This is a genomic window from Paracoccus sp. AK26, assembly GCF_011801365.1.
Taxonomy (GTDB): Bacteria; Pseudomonadota; Alphaproteobacteria; order Rhodobacterales; family Rhodobacteraceae; genus Paracoccus; species Paracoccus aerius.
Genome location: NZ_CP041044.1, coordinates 1 through 21,683, shown reverse-complemented (window position 1 = coordinate 21,683; position 21,683 = coordinate 1). Strand labels below are relative to the sequence as shown.

The 21,683-nt window shown below is 60.3% G+C and carries 19 protein-coding genes; 7 read left to right on the top strand and 12 right to left on the bottom strand.

Going from position 1 to position 21,683, the window contains the following annotated elements; genetic code table 11:
• Positions 1-36: 36 nt before the first annotated feature.
• The 5 genes from FIU66_RS14995 to FIU66_RS14975 form a co-directional block, all read right to left on the bottom strand.
• Complete coding sequence (locus tag FIU66_RS14995) at positions 37-1,047, bottom strand: hypothetical protein (RefSeq protein ID WP_167623720.1); 1,011 nt, start codon at positions 1,045-1,047, stop codon at positions 37-39.
• The gene (locus FIU66_RS14990) at positions 1,040-1,609 is read right to left on the bottom strand and encodes an AAA family ATPase (protein WP_167623719.1); all 570 of its coding nucleotides are present in this window, start codon (positions 1,607-1,609) and stop codon (positions 1,040-1,042) included. Before FIU66_RS14990 ends, FIU66_RS14995 begins: the two co-directional genes overlap by 8 nt.
• Complete coding sequence (locus tag FIU66_RS14985) at positions 1,606-3,147, bottom strand: GNAT family N-acetyltransferase (protein ID WP_167623718.1); 1,542 nt, start codon at positions 3,145-3,147, stop codon at positions 1,606-1,608. Before FIU66_RS14985 ends, FIU66_RS14990 begins: the two co-directional genes overlap by 4 nt.
• A complete protein-coding gene (locus FIU66_RS14980; protein ID WP_167623717.1) occupies positions 3,122-3,916 on the bottom strand; it encodes a helix-turn-helix domain-containing protein in 795 nt (264 codons plus the stop codon). Before FIU66_RS14980 ends, FIU66_RS14985 begins: the two co-directional genes overlap by 26 nt.
• Positions 3,917-4,318: 402 nt before the next feature.
• Complete coding sequence (locus tag FIU66_RS14975; RefSeq protein WP_167623716.1) at positions 4,319-5,191, bottom strand: hypothetical protein; 873 nt, start codon at positions 5,189-5,191, stop codon at positions 4,319-4,321.
• 585 nt (positions 5,192-5,776) lie between these two features.
• Here FIU66_RS14975 and FIU66_RS14970 point away from each other — a divergent pair.
• Positions 5,777-6,010, top strand: coding sequence for a DUF6429 family protein (locus FIU66_RS14970; RefSeq protein WP_167623715.1), 234 nt, complete (start codon positions 5,777-5,779; stop codon positions 6,008-6,010).
• Here the strand turns inward: FIU66_RS14970 and FIU66_RS14965 are convergent.
• A complete protein-coding gene (locus FIU66_RS14965) occupies positions 5,991-7,619 on the bottom strand; it encodes an IS66 family transposase (protein WP_167623863.1) in 1,629 nt (542 codons plus the stop codon). The genes FIU66_RS14970 and FIU66_RS14965 overlap by 20 nt on opposite strands.
• A 61-nt stretch (positions 7,620-7,680) precedes the next feature.
• A complete protein-coding gene (gene tnpB, locus FIU66_RS14960) occupies positions 7,681-7,995 on the bottom strand; it encodes an IS66 family insertion sequence element accessory protein TnpB (RefSeq protein WP_167623862.1) in 315 nt (104 codons plus the stop codon).
• Positions 7,996-8,146: 151 nt separating this feature from the next.
• Between tnpB and FIU66_RS14955 the strand changes: the two genes are divergently transcribed.
• From FIU66_RS14955 to FIU66_RS14945, 3 genes are read left to right on the top strand one after another with little or no spacing between them, the layout of a single operon-like run.
• A complete protein-coding gene (locus FIU66_RS14955) occupies positions 8,147-9,376 on the top strand; it encodes a tyrosine-type recombinase/integrase (protein ID WP_167621670.1) in 1,230 nt (409 codons plus the stop codon).
• On the top strand, positions 9,370-10,284 hold the full coding sequence (locus FIU66_RS14950) for a tyrosine-type recombinase/integrase (RefSeq protein ID WP_167621669.1): 915 nt from the start codon (positions 9,370-9,372) through the stop codon (positions 10,282-10,284). The genes FIU66_RS14955 and FIU66_RS14950 overlap by 7 nt, the downstream gene beginning before the upstream one ends.
• The gene (locus tag FIU66_RS14945) at positions 10,281-11,270 is read left to right on the top strand and encodes a tyrosine-type recombinase/integrase (protein ID WP_167621668.1); all 990 of its coding nucleotides are present in this window, start codon (positions 10,281-10,283) and stop codon (positions 11,268-11,270) included. The genes FIU66_RS14950 and FIU66_RS14945 overlap by 4 nt, the downstream gene beginning before the upstream one ends.
• Before the next feature lie 147 nt (positions 11,271-11,417).
• Here FIU66_RS14945 and FIU66_RS14940 read toward each other — a convergent pair whose 3' ends face one another.
• Both FIU66_RS14940 and FIU66_RS14935 read right to left on the bottom strand, forming a co-directional pair.
• Positions 11,418-11,801, bottom strand: a complete 384-nt coding sequence (locus tag FIU66_RS14940) for a transposase (protein ID WP_167623714.1) — start codon at positions 11,799-11,801, stop codon at positions 11,418-11,420.
• Positions 11,802-11,851: 50 nt separating this feature from the next.
• Complete coding sequence (locus FIU66_RS14935; RefSeq protein ID WP_167623713.1) at positions 11,852-12,358, bottom strand: metallophosphoesterase family protein; 507 nt, start codon at positions 12,356-12,358, stop codon at positions 11,852-11,854.
• 273 nt (positions 12,359-12,631) lie between these two features.
• Here FIU66_RS14935 and FIU66_RS14930 point away from each other — a divergent pair, with 273 nt between their 5' ends.
• From FIU66_RS14930 to FIU66_RS14920, 3 genes are read left to right on the top strand one after another with little or no spacing between them, the layout of a single operon-like run.
• Positions 12,632-13,375: an ImuA family protein gene (locus FIU66_RS14930; protein WP_167623712.1), complete on the top strand. Its 744-nt coding sequence runs from the start codon at positions 12,632-12,634 to the stop codon at positions 13,373-13,375.
• Positions 13,308-14,834 (top strand): DNA polymerase Y family protein, encoded by a 1,527-nt coding sequence (locus tag FIU66_RS14925; RefSeq protein ID WP_167623711.1) that lies wholly within the window; start codon positions 13,308-13,310, stop codon positions 14,832-14,834. Before FIU66_RS14930 ends, FIU66_RS14925 begins: the two co-directional genes overlap by 68 nt.
• A 13-nt stretch (positions 14,835-14,847) precedes the next feature.
• The gene (locus tag FIU66_RS14920) at positions 14,848-18,129 is read left to right on the top strand and encodes an error-prone DNA polymerase (protein WP_167623710.1); all 3,282 of its coding nucleotides are present in this window, start codon (positions 14,848-14,850) and stop codon (positions 18,127-18,129) included.
• On the opposite strand, the gene repC is transcribed toward FIU66_RS14920, so the two are convergent.
• The 3 genes from repC to repA form a co-directional block, all read right to left on the bottom strand.
• Entirely contained in the window at positions 18,130-19,308 is a 1,179-nt protein-coding gene (repC, locus tag FIU66_RS14915) for a plasmid replication protein RepC (RefSeq protein WP_167623709.1), read from the bottom strand.
• Positions 19,309-19,485: 177 nt separating this feature from the next.
• A complete protein-coding gene (gene repB / locus FIU66_RS14910) occupies positions 19,486-20,448 on the bottom strand; it encodes a plasmid partitioning protein RepB (RefSeq protein ID WP_167623708.1) in 963 nt (320 codons plus the stop codon).
• Entirely contained in the window at positions 20,445-21,683 is a 1,239-nt protein-coding gene (gene repA, locus FIU66_RS14905; protein ID WP_240544802.1) for a plasmid partitioning protein RepA, read from the bottom strand. The genes repB and repA overlap by 4 nt, the downstream gene beginning before the upstream one ends.

The following is a 21,683-nucleotide window of genomic DNA, read 5'->3' as shown; positions in this document are numbered from 1 at the left end:
ATTAGCTCGCAATAGCCGACCATGAAAACTGATTGCTTAGGGACCACCGCCATTAGTGACCCACCACTGAACTGCACTTGCTGTCAAGCTGCCAACGACACCCAATGCCAGTGCAACTGAAGCGTAAACGCCGATCACTACTGAGCTCGTCTTTCTTGTCTGTAGCTTCACAAATGCTGAAAATCCCTGCAGCGAATTATGTTTAACGCCTTTGAATTCCTTCCGCCAATGATAGACTACCATGCCATCTTCCAAGCCCTGGGGGACATAATCCTTCCAAATCTGGGTCTCGAGTAAACGACTTTTATGCCACTCAGCATGGGATGATGTAATCGACGACGTAACTGGGACCACGGCCAAGAACACGATACGAGAAACGTCTGCGAGACCATGTGGAGCAGCATCGGCTGATGCTTCGATTGATGTTGGAAGCGTACGTGCCTCATTTAAGCGGCAATCGATGTACTCAATCTCCTCAAATCCGCTGGTCCACGCTCTGTCTTTGGGTTTGATCGCAGTCACAAACGGCCGCGTATCGTGCTTAGTTGGCAATAGACGAAGGCGAAAATAGCCGCATTCTGGGTTGCTGTTGCATTGTCTCGCAAGTGACTGCAATGCGATTGAGGTAATCGAAAGCAAAGTACCTCCGTCCTTCTCTCTTATGTCAAGTTCGCACGGATCGATTGAACCGTTTTCAGGCGAGAAGATATGGACGTGGCAATAGGTTTTGGTGCCGATCTTCAGTTCTACCGACTTGCCGCTAGGCTTTTTTGTGGATGAGAGGGTTTCATTGAAAATTCCCTGAGCAAGTTCAGTCGACGCAAACTCTGGCCCAAGGTCTGTAACATTTTCACGTCGCAAGAAGAAGGGAACAAAGATCCGAATTGCTGATAATGCCGAAGGGTTGCTTGGCATCACACCGATTTCTATAAAGTCGCTACGCTTCGTGCTTGAAAAGTGCCAGAGATTTACGTGGAACTCTGCGTGGACTTCTGCGGTAGCAATTGCGCGTTCGCACCAAAATGCAATGGATTTGCTGTCAGACATCGGGTCCAATCTCTTGAATGTTTTTCAAAATCTCGGAAAGCGCATTGCCGTCACCGCCGTCCACAAAATATATAGGTATACTCAAATCTTTTGAGAGGTCGCGCGCAGCTGCAATGGCAATGTCTTGGTATTTAGCCAAAGATTCGACGCTCCGCTTGGGTCTTGACCGGCTTCCATCGCGTTCACGGTTCGTGTGAATCTTCCGGGGCTCATCTTTAACGAAGACGACAAAGTCCGCATTGATCTCACGAAACACATCTGAACCGACACGCGTCAATCCATTAGGAGTATCGACGACGACATGCGCGTCCAAAACGATAAGTGTTGTGTCAGGATTGGCATATCGCTTGAAAGCTTTCAGCATAGCGGCTTGGTTGTCATCAATGTCGCGAGCGCAAAGACGGTCTTGCGGCGTATTTTGTTCCTCAGTTTGTGCAAGTGAGTTGCGGATCAGACTGCTGGCAGAGAGAACTTGCATTGGGATGGCCGTGGCGACTTTTTTGAGTAGAGACGTCTTACCTACTCCGGAAATGCCAGTAACAATACCAACTCTACGCGTCAAAGGGGGAACCCGAAATTGCAGCGATCCAAGGCTTCGCGCAGTCGCTTGCCCTTCAACTCCACGATAGATTGTGGCGGGTGTCCTGCAAGGATCCCGGTATCCTGCAACTCGTCTAGGGAAATCGGGGGATCAATATAGTCAACGAGCAAATAATTGATAACCTTCACCGGATCATCAACTGTGGCGTGATAGTCCTCGAGCTCTTTTTCACTGTAAACCGATCGGCCACCAGTCAGCTTCATAAGTTCTTTGGTGGACGTTGCGAGTGAGACATCGTCGAGAATACCAACCGCTGTTAGTGCCTGAGACGGGCTCTCCACCGATTTTCCTTTGTAAAAAAAAAGTACTGATCCCGGCGAGCCAAGGTTTGAAGGCGCGCGGCAGAGATAAACCTTCCTAATGGTGTTACCTGGCCGTCTTGGACCAGCTCCGTGAGGGGCGTCGCGAAACATATCTGGCTGACGCGCATCTCGGAGGTCTGGATAAAGAACATCATGGTAGTTCTCTTTGATCGGGATGATAAAACCACGTACGTCCGCGTCGGCCACGAAACGTGGATAGCTTCTTCGGTCTGTTTCGTAGACCGATGTGCCAACGACACGGGTAAGCTGTGCATTCGAGAAGGAGCGTTCGAGAACAAGCTCACCATCGGAGCCTTTGGTCCCGGTCTTCTCGAACCCATAGAACTCCAACAGGGCAATCAATGCATCTTGATCCGGGTAGGCCGTCAAGTAAGCCAAGTCATAATTGTTCTTTTGCGCGAACCACAGTACCTTTTTAAGCAATAGCTCGCCCAGTTTGATACCCCTTTTTTCTGGGCTGACCTTAAAAGTGCAGATTTTGAGGATCTTTTTCGCTTTGTGCGTCGCGTCGGTATTAATTCCGGTTTCGTCCTTCCGGACAACTAGTCCAGCAATCTCATCGTTGTCATAAACAATCCAGCATGGCCGGCGTTCTGCTACACACTTCGTCTTCCACCAGTCATCGAACTCCGGATACCCGTCACGAAGGCTGTCAAAGAAGCTGTCCGTAACTGGTATCGTATGGGCAGAAACATCGGCGACATGGCGGATGGGTACGGCGCGGGGTTCGTAGGTTGTTGTGAGCAACTGAGCCGCGTCGGCTATAAACAAAACCCGGTTTACGAGGTCTGGAGCGTATTTTTGCGCCCGTTCATGTAGCCCCTGATCCTCTGTAACGAGAAAATCTACGGCATTAATAGAGAGCGCATGCAGCAGGGTGGCATCCACCTCATCATTGTGTTTTCGGATCCTGCCGAATGCTTGCTGAAGGTTTTCCTTGGTGACGCCCTTGACCTTTTCGAGGATCTGAAATTTGTCGACCTTGCTAAGCGAAATGGCGCGACGTGCAGCATCTTTGTCGCGATTGATATCATCGCGCGCAGCTTCATGAACTAGAACATCAACTTTGTGCTTTGCAGCCAACTGAGAGAACTTGGCGTAGGCGGGTTTGACAGTGTGATTGTCTTCAAGGCCAATGATGATGTTCGTATCAATGAGATACGACTGATTGCTCATCTTTCAGGGCCTTTCTTAAGTCGCGTTTGGCATACAAGAATGATTGAGGCGGCTCAAAGCCAAATCGCTCTCTAAGGTCATGAAGGTCTATTGGTGTTTCAAACTGCCGGGCATTTGCAAATTCCAGAGCGAAACCTTCATCAAGACCTTCAAAGTAGCGATCGAATTCTGGGCGTTCAATAAATGCTACATTCGCGTAGCGTCGCCAAATCTCTTCAATGGGTAGCTTCTTCACAGACGAAATCTCCGCCATGCCAACCATCGCACGCTCTGGAGATGTCGAATAAATGTACGCAATTGTACCCTTTGGCGCAGACACAGGGAACCTACGTCGGAGCTCAACAGTCTTCTCACCCGACATAATCTTGCTGCTAAACTTCGGCCTTATACTAAGCACAATATCTCTAAGAGATTGAAACCGCTCTTCTGTGAAGATCGGAAGTACAAGTTGATCTTCTTGGTCTAGCTCAAAGTCAAATGCTTCGCGAACGTGCAGACACAACGAGCTACTAGAATCAAAGGCTGCACTTACCTGAAGTGTTCCACCAAGCGCTTCCACATACTTTTGGACTGTGGAAAGCTGCATGTCAGTGCGGCCCTTCTCGAACTTTGATACGGAAGCCTGTCCAACATCGAGTAGTTCGGCCATCTCGGCTTGTGTTAAGCCTGACAGCCTCCGAATCTCTTTGAGTGCCTCACCTATCTTTAGGCAATGCTCGTTCAAGCTCGACGCTCGAACCTCTACGACCTTGCCCTGTAATCTGCCCATTCCATCAACCTCTCTTTCCTCCAACTTGTAGTCACAATATATATGCCTTACAAGGAATATTTCGGAAGTTTGTCAAGATGTTGGGGACCGGCGTCCTGGAGTGGGCACGCCTAGCTTGCAGTCGAGCAGTCGCAGTAGGTAGAACAACGCTTTGGGGCCGAGGCACCTGTACCTAGCCCACAGGCGGATTAAGGTGCACGCATATAGGTGAGACGACGCTCGGGATGCTCACGTGATATGAAGTGTCGACCCCGCGGCGCCGTCTGGTGCGGCGTCACCGCATGAACGGATCGGCTCCTACGTCGTAGATCATTTTACTGGCAGCCGGCTATCGTCGCTGTGACAACGGGCGGCATAAATTGTTTCTTTAAAAGATGATGTGAAGCTCCAATTCCACCTCTGTTATATATTTTCATAGAAAGATATTAATCCTTTGCAGTAATTGACATTGGCGTTTGGAAATCCGTTGGCGATCAGGTGTTTTTTAAAATCGCGAGCATTCTTGGATGCGTTGTCGGTCCTCCAGCCGTGGTACATGTGGAGAACCTCGAATGAGCCTATGCATTTTGCCATCAAATAATTATCTATAGCGCCTGCTGATTTCGCAAGAACCCCGAGATAAGTTAGAAGTGTAGCTTGAGAAATCGTTCCTGAAAGCCGATCTAGCAGATCTGAAGGCTCAGGCACATCGAGGGATCGACCGAAACCATGGGCGAACTGATTTCGAAGTTCCCTCATCTTCTCGAGCTTTGCCACTGGAAACATTTTCGAGGTATCTGTGACACCAAAGATACGCTTAAAGTTGGCAGCTCGTGCACTCCAATCGTTCCGAGTGAGCAACTTTTGGTCGGCTGCGAAGTCAATCTCTACGCCGCGTTTGAGGAGGACAGTTCCATCCAGATCGCGTGAGGCCCCAAAGCGACAGAGAGGATCAGACATCAAGGCAGTTCGAATTATCCTGCTAAGATATGCTTCGTGGAAAGCCACAGCTGAAACTAAAGCAGACAGACGAAGCCAGTTGCCAAGCGCATCGTTAGCCTTTAGCCATCCCTCGACAGTTTGAGGAATTCGAGAGACATTCGGACCATTAGCGTGGAATAGAGTTGCCGTCGAAGTCTTAGAATCAATTTTCTGCGCCTCTCTAGCAAGATATCGAGCATTTTCCGCCATCACGACGAACGACCAGAAGTGCTCGTTTATCTCAGTCTGTCGATCGTTGAATTCGTTGATGGCGATGCTTCTCGATCGAAGCGGAACATACCTATCGAAAGCCAATTTGATCCCTCGCATCGCCAAAGTTAAGGTACAACGTCATTCGATCGCGGCCTTTTCGCGCTTTTTTAAACAGTGCTCGTATCACAAAGCCGCGTCGTTCTTCTCTTAGATATCAGTTCTCTATCAAGATGACCTACAATGCAGCAAGCAGCTATCTAGGCCCTGTACTGGCTTGGTGCTGACTAAGTGGGCGGTCACCAGAGCAGCCGACCAGAGAGTCCGCTGCGCCGCCGCTACAAGCCTTTGCTCCTGTCCCGTGCGGCTGCATGGTGCAATACTCTAAGTGCAGTCAGGCAGCGCCCGAATTGAGATATTGTGTCGCTAACGAACGGCCGCTCCGGAGAACGCCACAGTGCAGCTTCGGCGTAGCTTGATCGGCAGCTTAGGGCCGCCTGCACTCGGATGAGGCACGAAGCTGACAACATAGGTGGCCCTGTCCGGGCGGAAGCAGGTCAGACCGGCAAGGGATGGATCATGGCGCGGGGGCGGCCGGTAACCACCCGGTTTGCACCGCGGCCATTTTTCATTGACAGGCGTTGATGATGTTGTGTCTCGCGCTACGGCTCTCCGTGGTAGGCTCGGTCCATGGAGATTGATCGGGACAAGATAGACGATGCCGTTCTGGCGCTGATGTGGTTGACGCTGCATGACGAGCGGCGGGCGTGGAAGGGCTTTGACTGGGACGCCTTGGAGCGGTTGCATGCGAGGGGCCTGATTGCCGATCCGGTCAACAAGGCCAAGTCGGTTGTCCTGACCGATGAGGGCCTGAGGCAGTCCGAGGAACTCTTCCGGGCGCTGTTTACGCGGCCTCGGTCTTGATTGTGCCCATTGGCGTCCAGTTCCAGGGCAGCAATTCGCCGAGACGGGTGTTCATGTGATCGTGGATGCGGTCCAGGACATCGGCAAGATAGGCCTGCGGATCGAGCCCGTTCATCTTTGCCGTTTCAATGACGGTCAGGGCGCGGGCGAGCGTTTCGCCGCCCGCATCCGAGCCTGCGAATAGCCAGTTCCGTCTGCCGACACCAATTGGCCTCAGGGCACGCTCGGCCGCATTGTTGTCGATGGCCACGCGCCCGTCCTCGAGGAACAGCGTGAGGGCAGACCAGCGGCTCAGCCCATAGCGGAAGGCCTTGGCCAGATCGCTTTTGCCCGGGATGCGCGTCAGCTGCTTTTCGGCCCAGTCCCGGAAGGCGTCGATCTTGGGCCTGGTTTCCTTCTGGCGCACCGCCAGCCGCAGCTCGGCGGGCTTGCCGCTGATGGCGCGCTCGATGTCGTAGAACTTACCGATCCGGTCGAGCGCCTCGCGCGCGATCTCGGATTTCGTCGATGTCCAGACATCATGGAAGTCACGGCGCAGATGCGCCCAGCAGGCGGCCTCGCGGAACTGGCTCTTGCCCTCCAGATCGGGGGCATAGAGCTTGGCATAGCCCTTGTAGCCATCTGCTTGAAGAATGCCGCCGGCCTGGCCCAGATGGCCGAGGACATGGTCTTCCTTCCAGTCCGGGGCGAACTGATACACCGCACCGGGCGGGGCCTGGCCTGCCCAAGGGCGCTGATCGCGGACATAAGCCCAGATCCTGCCCTTCCTGACACCCTTGCCGAGCCCCTTGTCGCTCTTGCTGCGATCGAGGACCCGGATGGGCGTGTCATCGGCATGGAGCAGATTGCTGGCCATGATCTCGGCCTCGATCTTTTCGATCAGCGGCGCCAGGGCTTTCATCGCCCCGCCGCACCAGTCCACGAGCGTCGTGTCGGCGATATCGGCGCCCATCCGGGCAAAGATCTCGTTCTGCCTGTAGAGCGGCACATGATCGTCGAACTTCGAGACCAGGACATAGGCGAGCAGGTTCGGTCCCGCCATGCTTCGCGGGATCGGCCGGCTGGGTGCCGGGACCTGGACGATCTTCTCGCAGCGCCGGCAGGACTTCTTGATGCGCGCGATCTCGATGACCTTCAACTGCGCGGCAATCATGTCGATCAGTTCGCTGACATCCTCACCGATCACCCGCAGATCGCCACCGCAATCGGGGCAATTCTCGCCGGGATCATACGTGCGCCGTTCGCGCGGCGTGTCCTTCGAGACCTTCGGGCGGCGGCGTTTGGTTTCCTGGGGTTCAGCCGGCTCCGGAGCCTGTGCTTCCGTGTCCGGCCCCTCCTCGGCAGCGGGCGACGGGTCATTGGCCTCGGCCAGAGCCAGCTGCAGGTCTTCCAGCGCCAGTTCCAGCTGCTCGATCTCGCGTTCGATCTTTTCCGAACTGGCTCCGAACTTCTGCTTTTGCAATTTGGCAATCCGAACGCGCAGCCCCTGAACCAGCAGGTCATGCGCGCGCAAGCTGGCGGTCATCTTCTTATTTTCTGCCTGCAACGCGGCAATGATCGCCTTCAAGGCGGCAGGATCATTGGGCAGTGGCGTGGCCATTCTGGACATGGGGATGGATACCATGTCCCTATGTTGAACACTACAAAAACACGTAATTACAAAAAGATAATCAGCCGACCCGGGCCGGTGGCGCACCCCAGTCCGGCCGCCTCCAGTCAATTCCCTCCCACAGCATGGCCATCTGCGCCGATGTCAGACGTGCAGTCCCGTCCTTGCTGCTCGGCCAGGGAAAGCGCCCGCGTTCCAGAACCTTGTAGTAAAGGCAGAAGCCCTGGCCATCCCAATACAAGAGCTTCAATCTGTCGCCTCGCCGACCGCGGAACGCAAACACCGCACCGCCTGTCGGCTTCTGGCGCAGCTGATCCTGCGCCAGGGCTGCCAACCCCTCGATGCCCTTGCGGTTATGTGGTGCACCACATAACAGGAACTATGCGGCGACCATAATTATGCGGAGTTGGCGTTGCCGATCTATAGATTAGGTTGTTTTTATAGATGCCTAGGTAGCCAGAGAGCAGGCTTTTACTCCGCATAATTATGTTCCCTTGCGATGGTTCATCATCGTGAGGAGAGCAAAGATGGATGCCAATAGTCGTAATCACTGGTTCCTCGATCCGGGACCGTTGTCGTCGTGGATCGATCAGTTCGCGGCCGAGCTTGCCGCTCAGAGATATACGCCGCTGACGATTGAAGGCTACACGGCCTCGGCGCGTCATTTTGCGGCTTGGCTTGGTAGCGCAGGTATCGCGATCGATGACATTGGTGACGATGTCGTTCGTCGCTTTGCCGAACATCGGTGTGGATGTCCTGGTGGGCGGCGATGGCTGCGGGTTTCATCAAAATATTCGCGCCGAGCCGGGCGGTTCGTTGTTTTCCTGCAAAGGAAAGGTGTCGCGCACCCATCCGTGAAGGTCGCCTCGACCTATCCTCTGCTTGACGATTATCGGAACTGGCTGCGTGTCCACCGGGGACTGTCGGAACGGACGATCGCCCGCCATCTTTGCCACCTGCATAAGTTGTTGTCGGAACTTGGCACGGCGACCCACGACTATGATGCCGCCCTAGTCCGTAATGTTGTCCGCGAGTGGCGCGAGCGAACCGGGCCGGCGAACCTGCGGACCGTAACGAGCACCTTGCGCAGCTATCTTCGTTTCCTCGCGGGTGCCGGCCTCTGTCGCCCCAACCTTGATCACGCCATCCCGCCGGTCGTGCAATGGCGCCTTTCGTCTTTGCCACGGTATCTTGCTGCCGCCGATCTCGAACGCGTCGTTGCATCCTGCGATCAACTTACCAGGGGGCGCCTACGGGACCGTGCGATCCTGCTCCTGCTCGCACGTCTGGGGCTGCGGGCCGGGGATGTCGCTGGACTCAGACTCAGCGATCTCGATTGGACGTCTGGCATGCTGCGCTTGAGTGGCAAAGCGCGCCGGCAGGTTCGGCTGCCGCTCCCGCAGGACGTCGGCGATGCGATCCTCGCCTACATCGAGCAGGAACGGCCGCGCGTGGATCAAGAGGCGGTCTTTCTCATGATGGTCGCACCCTACCGATCATTCTCGCAGTCCAGCCACATCTCCACGATCGTAGCACTAGCGCTGAAGCGGGCGGGCATTTCCGATGCTCCATCGACCGGAGCCAGCCTGCTGCGTCACTCTGCGGCGACCTCGATGCTGCGCTCGGGCGCCACGCTCGAGGCTGTCGGCACGGTGCTGCGTCATCGTTCGCTCGATATGACCGCGCATTACGCCAAGGTCGACATTGCGATGCTGGAACAGATTGCCCAGCCCTGGCCGGGGGAGCTGGCATGCTGAGTCAACTCCTCGCCGATCATGCAGCGCTGCACCGTGCACTGGGATTCAAGTTCCGGACCCCGGGCATCCTGCTGCGCAACTTTGTCGCCTTCGCCGAGCATCGCGGGGAGCGTGTCGTCACGACGGCGACCGTGCGCGAGTGGGCACTGCAGGCACCATCGCCCGAGCAACGACGCAACCGTCTGCTGACGGTGCGCCGCTTCGCGCTCGCGCTGCATGCCGAAGATCCGAGCCATGAGGTGCCCTCGGCTGACCTCTTCGGTCGCGCCAGTCACCGGCGCCGCACACCCTATGTCTACGATCCCCGCGACATCCGACGGCTGATCGATGCCGCGCATCGCCTTGGTCCCGACGGTTCGATCCGACCGATCACCTACGCCACGATGTTCGGGCTGATCGCGGCGACCGGCATGCGCGTTTCGGAGGCGCTCGCCATTCGGCTGCCGGACGTGACCGACGATGGGCTAATCATTGCCCAGACCAAGTTCAAAAAGAGCCGGTTGCTGCCGCTCCATTCAACGACCCGGCGCGCCTTGGACGGATACCTCGCCATTCGCCTGAAGGCCTCGAGCCAGAGCGATGCACTCTTCATTTCGCATCAGGGAACGCCGCCCCTCTATCCGACCGTGATAACTGTCTTCCTGCAAATCATTCGATCGATCGGCTTGCGCGGCACTCCAGGATCGCAAGGACCACGGATCCACGATCTTCGTCACACATTCGCCGTTCGCTCTCTCGAACGCTGTGCGCACGATGCCCAGGCGGTAGCCCGGCATATCACCGCCCTGAGCACCTATCTGGGGCACGCCCATGTGACCGATACTTACTGGTATCTTGAGGCGACGCCCGAGCTGATGGCGCACATGGCGGCGGCCGGCGAGGCCTTGCATCGGAGAGTGCCGGCATGACCCAGCTCGCCCCGCACCTCACCGCGTTCCTTCGCGAGCACCTTCCCCGCGAACGACGCGCCAGCGTGCATACCTGCGATGCCTATGCCTATAGCTTCCAGCTGCTGGTGACGTTCGCCGCGCGACGATTGCGCAAGAGGCCTTGCCTGCTGCAGATCGAGGACCTCGACGTGCCGATGATCCTTGCCTTTCTCGAACATGTCGAGGAGGCGCGCGGCAACAAGGCCCGTTCGCGCAACGCAAGGCTGGCGGCCGTGAAGTCCTTCTTCCGCTATCTCGAGCACCGCGTCCCCGCGGTTCTCGATCAGGCCCTTCGGGTGCACGCCATTCCAATGAAGAAGGTCGACGAGGCGCTGATCGCTTCCCTTTCGCGCGCCGAAGTTCAAGCGCTGCTCGACGCACCGGATCGGAGGACATCATCGGGCATTCGCGATCGCGCCATGCTGCATCTCGCCTTCGCCGGCGGGCTGCGCGTTTCCGAACTGGTGGGTCTCGCCCTCGACCAGTTCGAGGGACGGTCGCCGGCCAGCATCCATATTATCGGGAAGGGACGGCGGGAGCGCGTGCTGCCACTCTGGCAGGAGACCGCCGGCGCGATCCGGGCCTGGGTCGCGGTCAGACCCAAGGATGGCGACACCGCGCTCTTCCTCAACAAGGCCGGCCGGGCGATGACGCGCGCCGGCTTCGAATATATCCTGGCAAAGCACACCGCGGTAGCTGCGAACGTCGTGCCCTCGCTTACCGCCAAGTCAATATCGCCTCATGTTCTGCGGCATAGCTGCGCGATGCACATGCTTCAGGCCACCCGGGATATCCGCAAGGTAGCACTGTGGCTTGGTCATGCCACTCTCCAGAGCACCGAGATCTACTTGCGCGCTGATCCGGCCGAAAAACTCGAGATGCTCGACGCTTTGGCGCCGCTCGGCATCAAGCCAGGCAAATTCCGCCCGCCGGACAAATTGATCGCAATGCTCGCTGCGCGATAGCCTAGTTATGTGGAGTCGACAGATGTCGTGAGACCCGGAAATGCGCACGTCAACGTCCTCGACTCCGCATAATTATGGTCGCCGCATAGTTGCGCATGTCGGTCACCCCGCAGGCCAGATAAACCCGGACACCGGTGCCGGGCCCGATCATGCCGCCTCCACCACCCGGATCAACCGCGTCAGCGTGGTCGTGTCCAGCATCGGGTCAAAGCGCAGGCACCGGCCATTGGCCAGCTGAAGCTCAATCAGGGCGGGGCGTTGCGGCGTCAAATCTTCAGCCAAGGAAGGCACCGCCAATTCGGCGGGCGCGTTCAACTCCACCGGCAGGAACAGGGTCTCCGGAAAGGGGGAAAGCAGCCCCTTCTTCTTCAGCTCATGCCGCCAGGCATAGATCTGCTGTCGGGTCACCTCATAGCGCTGCGCCACTTGCGTCACCGTCGCGCCCTCCACCCCGACCGACAGCACGATCCCGAGTTTCTCCTCGTCGCTCCAGCGACGCCGCCGTTCCAGACCCAGAATGTCACCACGCATCGAAAGCCCCGCATAAGACACGTCGTTAACGACGTCGCTACGCACGTGTCTTAGCCGGTCAGCCCCACGCTCAGGCAGGCGGTGGAAATCGGGTGGTTACGGCGGCCGGCCTCTTCCCACAGGAAAGCCAGCGTGATCGGCAGGCGAAAGCGGCGGGGGCCGGCTGCGCCAGGGTTCAGCCACAGGGCGCTGCCGGTTTCCTCGATGCCGGGCTTGTGGGAATGGCCCGAGATCACGACGTCCCACCCCTCGGCTCGCGGATCAGCCTGCAGGGCCTTGCGGTCATGGATCATGTGGATCCGCAGGCCGCAGATCGTAAGGCTCGCCGTCTCGGGCAGGGTCTTGGCCCAAAGGCCGCGGTCGATGTTGCCGCGGATTGCCGTCACCGGGGCGATGCGCGCCAGCGCTTCAAGATGGGTGGGATCGCCGATATCGCCCGCGTGCAGAATGCGGTCGACGCCTTCGAGAGCCTCCAGCGCCTCGGGGCGGAGCAGACTATGGGTGTCGGAGATGACGCCGATGCGTGCCCCGGGAGATGGCTGGATAACTGGTTGCATGGGCAGTTCGTGTTGTCATCGCATGCCCGTCGCGCGTCAGTCCGGCCATGTGACGATGATGGCGCCACGAGGGGTCGCCACAACAACATGCTGGGATGAAAAGCCGTCCACACCAGCACATCGCAGACTCTGCGGTTTTCAACAGCATAACGCAACTAGGCGGACGAGATATCCCCAGAAGACTGCCTTGCCCCGGATTGACAGTTTCTGCAATAATGGAACAAAACAAGAACGATTCTGTTTGTCCTCAACTGCCTCGGAGCCCTTCTGGTCATGCCCGCCCGGTCCTTCAATCCTGCCCTAGCTGCCCTGCGCGAGCAGATCGCGGCCATGGAGGGCGAAGGTGGACCAACCCGCGGGGTGCTGCCCTTCGGTGTGCCGGATCTTGATCGCCGCCTGCCTGGTGGCGGTCTGGCGCTTGGCTGCCTGCACGAGGTGGCAGGCGGCGGCAACGGCGCGGTGGATGGCGCAGCAGCCTCCTGCTTTGCCGCCGGCATTGCCGCGCGGCTGCCGGGAGAGGTGCTCTGGTGCGTGACGCAAGCCGATCTCTTTGCGCCAGGCCTCGAGCAGGCGGGCCTGGGTCCCGACCGGGTGATCTATGTCGAGGCCGGTGACGATGTCTCGGTGCTGGCCTGCATGGAGGAAGGCCTGCGCCATGGCGGCCTTGGCGCGGTCGTGGCCGATGTTGCCCGGCTGCCGATGACCGCCTCGCGCCGGCTGCATCTGGCGGCCAAGGGATCGGGCACCACCGGCATCGCGCTCAGACGCTGGCGCCGCCAGCAGGAGGCCTATGACTTCGGCCAGCCCACCGCGGCGATGACCCGCTGGCGCATCTCGGTCCTGCCTTCCGCCCCCTTGCCGGTCCCCGGTCTCGGCCGGGCCCGCTGGCTCATCGAGCTGATCCGGGCGCGGGCGGGTGAAAGTCTCGATATCGAACTGGAGGCGTGTGATGGCACGGGTCATCTCGGTCACCCTGCCGCTCTGGCCGATCGACCGGCTCAGGCGGTCGGCGCCTGAGGCAGCACCTGGCTCGGACGCGCGGCCGCTGGTGCTCGCGGGCCGCGTCGGCAGCCGCCGGCTGGTCACGGCGGCCTGTGCTGTGGCCCAAGGCTTGGGGCTCTCGGTCGGCATGCCGGTGAGCAAGGCGCAGGCAATGGTCCCGGACCTGCAGGTGATGCCCCATGATCCGGCAGCCGATGCCGCCTCCTTGGAACGGCTGGCGCTCTGGGTGCTGCAGAGGGTCTCGCCCATTGTGGCGGTCGATCCGCCTGACGGGCTGGTGATCGACTCCACCGGCGCCGATCATCTCCATGGCGGCGAGGGGGCGATGCTCGAGACACTGATCGGCCGGTTGGTGATGTCGGGCGTCACCGCCCGCGCCGCTGTCGCCGACACCTGGGGCGCCGCTCATGCCCTGGCCCGGCATGTTGCAGCGCCGATGCATGTGGCCGAGCCGGGCACAGCCGAGGCGCTGCTGAGCCCCCTCCCCCTCTCGGCCCTGCGGATGCCGCCCGCGACGCTTGCGAGCCTCCGCACCCTGGGCTTTGTCTGCATCGGCGATCTCCTCCATCAGCCCCGCGCGCCCCTGACCCGGCGCTTCGGCCCCGACCTTGTCCGCAGGCTTGATCAGGCCTTGGGCCGTGCCTCCGAGCCGATCGAGCCGCTGCGCCCGTCGGAGCTTGTCGAGGTGCGTCGCTCCTTTGCCGAACCCATTGCCGCCGCCGAGACCATCGCCCGCTACCTCGGCAAGCTGGTGGTCCAGCTCTGCGCTGCGCTTGAGGAGCGCGGCCTCGGCGCCCGCAGGCTCGATCTCCTCTGCTGGCGGGTCGATGCCCATGTCCAGACCGTCCGCGTGGGTCTAGCCCGCCCGCAGCGCGACCCGCAGCGGCTGACCCGGCTCCTTTGCGAGAAGATCGAGACCATTGCGCCGGGTTTTGGCATCGAGATCCTGTCGCTGACGGCTGTGATGGTCGAGCCCCTGGAGGCGCGGCAAGTAGTCAGCTCCCTGCTGGAGGCCCCTGCCCCGGATCTCTCCGGTCTCGTCGATGTGCTGGCGAACCGCGTGGGCGCACGCGGCGTCTACCGGATGGCGCCTGTGGCGAGCGACGTCCCTGAACGCTCCGTGACCCGCGTCGCGCCCTTGTCCGAGCCTGTCGGCGCCGGCTGGCCCGATCACTGGCCGCGGCCCACCCGCCTGCTGCCCCGGCCCGAGCCGATCGAGACCATGGCACTCCTGCCCGATCACCCGCCGGTTTCCATCACCTGGCGGGGCATCCGCCGCAAGGTGGCCCGTGCCGACGGACCCGAGCGGGTCTTCGGCGAATGGTGGAAGCGCGATGCTGAGATGATCGCCGTGCGGGACTACTTCCGCATCGAGGACGAGACCGGGGAGCGCTACTGGGTGTTTCGGGCAGGCGACGGCGAGCATGCCGAGACCGGCTCGCACCGCTGGTTCCTGCACGGGGTGTTCGGATGAACGGTGTCATCGGATGACCAGGCCGCGCTATGCCGAGCTGCAGGTGACCTCGCCCTTCTCCTTTTTGCGCGGCGCCTCCTCGGCCGAGGAACTGTTTGCCACGGCGGCGATGATGGGGATCGAGGCCCTGGCCGTGACCGACCGCAACACGCTGGCGGGCATCGTTCGGGCCTGGGAGGCGGCCAAGGCCACCGATGTCCGGCTGGTGGTGGGCTGCAGGCTCGATCTCGCCTGCGGGATGGCGCTGCTGGTCTACCCGATGGACCGGGTGGGCTATGGCCGGCTCTGCCGCTTGCTCACCTTGGGCAAGTCCCGCGCCGGCAAGGGCAAGTGCCATCTCGAGTGGTCCGATGTCGCTGAGCATGCCGAGGGGCTGATCGCGGTGCTGGTGCCTGACATGGCCGATGACACGGGCGCCCTGCGCCTGCGCCGGCTGCGCGATGTCTTCGGTGACCGCGCCTACCTCGCCCTGACCCTGCGCCGCCGTCCCAATGACCAGCTCCGGCTGCATGAATTGTCGATCATGGCTGCGCAGCTGCGGGTGCCGACGGTCGTCACCAATGACGTGCTCTACCACGAGCCCTCCCGCCGCATCCTCCAGGACGTGGTCACCGCCATCCGCCACACTGTGACAGTCGAAGCCCTGGGCTTTCACCGCGAGCGCCATGCCGACCGATATCTGAAGCCGCCCGCCGAGATGCACCGGCTCTTCTCGCGCTACCCGGAGGCCCTGGCCCGGACGGCGGAGATCGTGTCCCGCTGCCGCTTCTCGCTGGATGAACTCCGCTACCAGTATCCCGAGGAACGGGACGATCCGACCCTCACCCCGCAGGAGACGCTGGAGCGGCTGACGTGGGAAGGGGCGGCATCCCGCTATCCCGAGGGAGTCCCCGATGAGGTGAAGGCGTCACTGGCCCATGAATTGCGCCTGATCGGCAAGCTGTCCTATGCCCCCTACTTCCTGACGGTCCATTCCATCGTCCGCTTTGCCCGCTCGCGGAACATTCTCTGCCAGGGCCGGGGCTCGGCTGCGAACTCGGCCGTGTGCTATGTGCTGGGCATCACCGCCATCGATCCGGGCCGCAACGATCTCCTCTTCGAGCGCTTCGTGTCCGAGGAACGCCACGAGCCGCCTGACATCGATGTCGACTTCGAGCACGAGCGCCGCGAGGAGGTGATCCAGTGGGTCTACCGGACCTACGGCCGGGATCGCGCCGCGCTCTGCGCCACGGTGATCCGCTACCGTGCCAAGGGCGCGCTGCGCGATGTCGGCAAGGCCATGGGCCTGCCCGAGGACCTTATCCAGACCCTCTCCGGCCAGATCTGGGCCTGGTCCGAGGAAGGCGTAAGCGAGGCGCAGATCAGGGAACTGAACCTCGACCCCTCCGACCGGCGGCTGCGGCTCACCCTGGAGCTGGCCCGCCAGCTCATGGGCTTTCCCCGGCACCTGTCACAGCATCCGGGCGGGTTCGTCCTGACCCAGGATCGCCTCGATGATCTGGTGCCGATCGAGCCTGCCGCCATGGAAGACCGGCAGATCATCGAATGGGACAAGGACGACATCGACGCATTGAGGTTCATGAAGGTCGATGTGCTGGCGCTCGGCATGCTCACCTGCATGGCCAAGGGGCTGGCGCTGATCGAGGAGCACAAGGGCGTCTCCTATGACCTCGCCACCATTCCGCCCGAGGACCCGCGCACCTATGCGATGATCCGCAAGGCCGACACGCTCGGCACCTTCCAGATCGAGAGCCGGGCGCAGATGGCCATGCTGCCGCGGATGAAGCCCCGGACCTACTATGACCTGGTGGTGCAGGTGGCGATCGTGCGGCCCGGCCCCATCCAGGGCGACATGGTCCATCCCTATCTGCGCAGACGGGAGGGGCTGGAGCCGGTGGAGTATCCCACTCCGGAGCTGGAGAAGGTGCTGGGCAAGACCCTGGGCGTGCCGCTCTTCCAGGAACAGGCCATGCGGGTCGCCATCGAGTGCGCAGGCTTCACCCCCGGCGAGGCAGACATGCTCAGGAAGTCCATGGCCACCTTCAAGTTCACCGGCGGGGTCTCGGCTTTCAAGGACAAGCTCGTCTCCGGCATGGTCGCGCGCGGCTACGATCCCGACTTCGCCGAGCGCACCTTCCGCCAGCTTGAGGGCTTCGGCTCTTACGGCTTTCCCGAAAGCCACGCGGCAAGCTTTGCGCTCGTCGCCTATGCCTCGGCCTGGCTGAAGTGCTGGCACCCCGATGCCTTCTGCGCGGCACTTCTGAACAGCCAGCCGATGGGCTTCTATGCGCCTGCGCAGATCGTCCGCGACGCGCAGGAGCACGGTGTCGAGATCCGGCCCGTCTGCGTGAACGCCTCCCGATGGGACTGCACGCTGGAACCAACCGGACGGCCGGGCGACGAGGGAAGCCGCTTTGCCGTCCGCCTCGGGCTGCGGATGATCAAGGGGCTGGCGAACAGCCATGCCGCCGCCCTCGTCGCGGCGCGGGCCGATCAGCCCTTTGCCTCGGTCGAGGAACTCTGGCGCCGGGTCCTGGTGCCGATCGCAGCCCTGACCCGCATCGCCGAGGCGGATGGGTTCTGCCCCTCGCTCGGGCTCAGCCGCCGTGAGGCGCTCTGGGCCATCAAGGGGCTTGGGCCGGAGGAGCTGCCGCTTTTTGCCGCGGCACGGCAGGCATCGGAGCAGCAGGAAGGCGAAGCACGAGGGGAAGGGAACGCAAGGATACCCGAGTGGCGGAACGACGAGACCAGAGCAGAGGCCGAAGAACCAAATGTTACACTCCGGCCGATGACTCTGGGCCGCGAGGTGGTCGAGGACTATGGCCATACCGGCCTCAGCCTGCGCCGGCACCCCGTCTCGTTTCTGCGGGGGAGACTAGGGGAGCGGAGGGTCATCACCTGCGCCGAGGCCATGGCCAGCCGGGATCGCCGCTGGTGCGCCACCGCAGGCCTGGTGCTAGTGCGCCAGCGCCCGGGGTCAGCCAAGGGGGTGATGTTCATCACGCTGGAGGACGAGACAGGCGTCGCCAACGTCGTGGTCTGGGCGAAGGTTTTCGAGGCGCATCGTCGGATCGTCCTGGGGGCCAGCATGATCGCTGTACAGGGCCGCATCCAGAGAGAGGGCGAGGTGGTGCATTTTGTAGTGCATCGGATCGAGGATCTGTCGCGGGAGTTGGCCTGTGTCGGCAGATGCGATGGCGCTTTTCTTTTGTTCCCTGGCTGTGGTGATGAAGTCCAGCCCAACAGTCCGATTTCAGAGCCGCGCGACATGTATGTCAAGCCATGCTGCATTTGACTAACAGTTCACAGCTGTGAACTTTGGCCTATCCTGACGAGTAATTGCCTCTATCATTCGGACGACCGAAAACTGGCCTGCCTCGGCCTTGGTAGCGAGTGTCTGCAAATAAGCTCCCGGCGAGCGTATTTGAGAGAACCGCTGTAGAATAGCCGCAAGGGTTGCTGCTGCACAAATGGCTCCCATTCTCCGCTTTGCCCGAGACCATACCGACGGTTCAATCCCCATCATCGGGCTAACCTGATCGGCGGCATGGATCAGACCAGACCAGTCTTTAATGTCATGGGTACTCAGCTGCACGATGTCAAAGCAAGCTGACAAAATCACGCTCAAGCTCAAGCTTTGGGCTTGGCCAGAACGCGGTAAGCACAAGTCTTTTTCTTCATGGCATTCAGATTCAGATTCTTCTTTATTTGATCTCTGATGGTGCTGCTCATTTTGGCTGCCCCTGATGCTCACATCATCTGCCTGGCAATTCGTGATCTGGGTCTGGATATCACGAAGTATGGTGGCGAGTTCAGTGCGCAAGGCAGCAAGTTTTGCCGTATCAAGCCTGCGGCGAAGGACGCGGGCTGTCAGGGCCACGAGGTCTTGGTAGTGGTCTCTGTGGGGTAGGGGGCTTCCCTGCCTCTCGGCCAGGTCGAGGAGTCCGATTACGTCGCGCCGCATCAGGCTAATGTCGCTGCGCAGAGCTGCGATTGCTGCTGCGGTGTCGCGCGCCTGCTGGGCAGCCGCCCGGATGTCGCCGGCACGCTGCAACAAGGGGGACAGGTCAAAGCCGAAGCGTTGTTCGCCAAAGGAACTCCGACGGACGTATCGCTTCCCATTAGGACTGTCATTACGAAGGATCAGACCGACCTCTACCAAACGGGAAAGGTGACGGCGCATGGTCGAACAGGGCATCCCGTTGAGCCGCTCGCAGATCGTGGCGTTCGAGGGGTGAACGATCAACCTTGCAGGATCATCCAGGTCATTGCCAGGATGGAAGCTGACCAGCGCCTGCAGGACCGTCAAGTCGCGATCCGAAACCCCAAAGGCATCGCGTCCCGCCACCAGATCGCGCAATATGGCCCACTTGTTGACGCTTTCCCCGACCGCAGACCGCATCAGCGTCGCGTGGCGGCGAACGCGGTCAGCATCCACCGGTCGCCGGAACGGCGTTATGGCGTGATAAGTCATTTTTCGTTCACGAAGACAAAGAAATCCCGCGCTGCAAGTCACGAAGGGACTTGCAGAGGCTTCCGACGGCGATTACCTTTAATGTGCTACGATCAAAGGGTCTCGTAAGGTTTCGTGCTTTGCGGGACCTTTTCTTTGGCTGGGTCGTGCCTCCTTGCTGTTATACCTGTCTTGCACTCAGCCGCGCTTCTTCCAGCGGGCGTGAAGTTCCTCGATCGCACCGGCTGCCTCGGATTGCAGCCATTCCGCGAATGTCGCGTCCTCGACCCTGATGTCCAGCCGGACTCCGGCCTTTGTCCTGACAATCTTGCCAGCGGGCTTGCCATCGATGGTCAGGACATTCGAATCTCCTGATGTCGGGCGGGGCAGGGTGGCCATCTTTCGTAAACGGCGGGTTACCGCTTCAAACGCTGTAACCGAGGGATCGGCAATATCAGGATCGGTCTGCGCCCTGACCCGTGTCGCAAGATCGACCAGTTCAGCGCGGTCCGCCTCCGTCTCGTTCAACGCGGTGGCCAAGGCCTCCCATCGGGGGCGGCCCGTGCCATGGGCAGGGCCGATCGCCAGAGCAAGGTCGGCACCCACGCTTCGCACGACGGCCAGGAACATCGAAATTGCCGATTTGGTCACGTTCAGGATTTCTGCGATCTGGGCCTGCGTGCCAAAATTACTCTCGGCCAGTTGCTGGGCAAACATCGCGCGCTCGATAAAGCTTAGGTCGCGGCGGCCGGTATTCTCGGATGCTTGGGCGCGGATAGCAGCACCATCATCCATAGACGCGATCATCGCGCGGATCTTAGTGACCTTGTCCGATCCACGCACAGCTTCCAGCCGCCTGCGCCCATAGACCAGCAGATAGCGGTCCGGGTCTGCCGGATCGCGGCGGACCAGGATCGGCACTGTCTGACCCACAGACTCGATCGAGGCGCGTAGATCCCCCACATCCTGAGGGTCCATGCGGTCGATGGCCCGGCTATCTATGATCTGCTCTGGATCCAATTCCCAGATCCGGTGGCTGTCCACGGCATCGCGTGCTGAACGCAGCGCGCGGTTGTTCGACATCATCGACGGCGGCGCGGCTGCTGCACCCTGGGCTAGGGTGTCTAGCATCGACATGCGCCGCTTCTTGCTGTCGCTCATCTGCGCCCCCATGTCTGCTGGATCAGCTGCGCGATCTCGTCATTGACGGCGTTCAGGCTTTCGATCGCCCGATCATAGGTGGATCGCGTGAAGGCTGATCGATCGACCTCGTAAAGTGTCTGCTTCGTCAGCCCCGCATCCGAAATGGCGGTGGACTTCAGCATCGGCGCATTCAGCACCTTGTCGCCGTACATCGTGCGCAGAAAGGCCACGATCCGGTTCTGCGGGGCATCCGTCGGCTCGTAACGGGTCAGCAGATAGCGCATCCAATCATGCGACATGTCCGCGCCGCTTTCGGCGATCACGTCCATTAGGTCGGCCGTCATTCGGAGGAACTGGCTCATGGACATGACATCCAGCATTTCCGGGTGGATCGTGACCAGAACCCCGGTTGCTGCCGACAGGGCCGACATCGTTAGAAACCCCAGCTGGGGCGGGCAGTCGATGACCACGACATCGTAATCGGGATCGACCTGCGCCAAGGCCTCCTTCACACGAAAAAAGAACAGTCCGGCATTGCCCTGCGCCAAGGCCCGAGGCGTTTCATGCTCGAATTCCATCAGCTCCAGGTTGCCGGGGATGAGGTCGAGATTCGGCAGGTAGGTCTTGCGGATCACGTCCTGGATCGGGGCAGGGTCCTCATAGCGGATCGCGTCGTAAAGCGTCCCGCCGTCTTGGAGGTCATATTCCGGCTGCACCCCGTGCAAGGCCGTCATCGACGCCTGCGGGTCCAGATCGATGGCCAGCACGCGATAGCCCTTCAAGGCCAGCCGTTGCGCCAGATGGGCCGAGGTCGTCGTCTTGCCGGACCCTCCCTTGAAGTTCATCACGCCGATGATCTGCAGCTTGTCGCCAGGCTGGCGACCCGGCAGGTAATCCCCGGGGTTCCGGGCTGTTCTCTCCAGAAGTTCCCGCAGTTCCTGGATATCCTGCACGGAATACATACGGCGATTGCCGGCCGTCATCTCAGGCGAAGGACCCTTGCCGTCCAGATGCAGCTTGCGCAGATAGCTATCATTCACATCCAGAAGCGCGGCAGCCTCGCCCGAGGTGAACTTGCGCATGGCCTTGTGCGCGTCGGGCGGAAAAAGGTTTTCACGCTGGGCATGCAACTGGCTGGCCAGCCATTCGGAATGTTGCCGGATGACCGCGTTCAGGTTTTCCTGACCCAGCTCCTCGTCTGTTTTTTTCTCTCGCACTGCCGTGTTCACGAAATTTGCCGTTTTGCCGCGCAT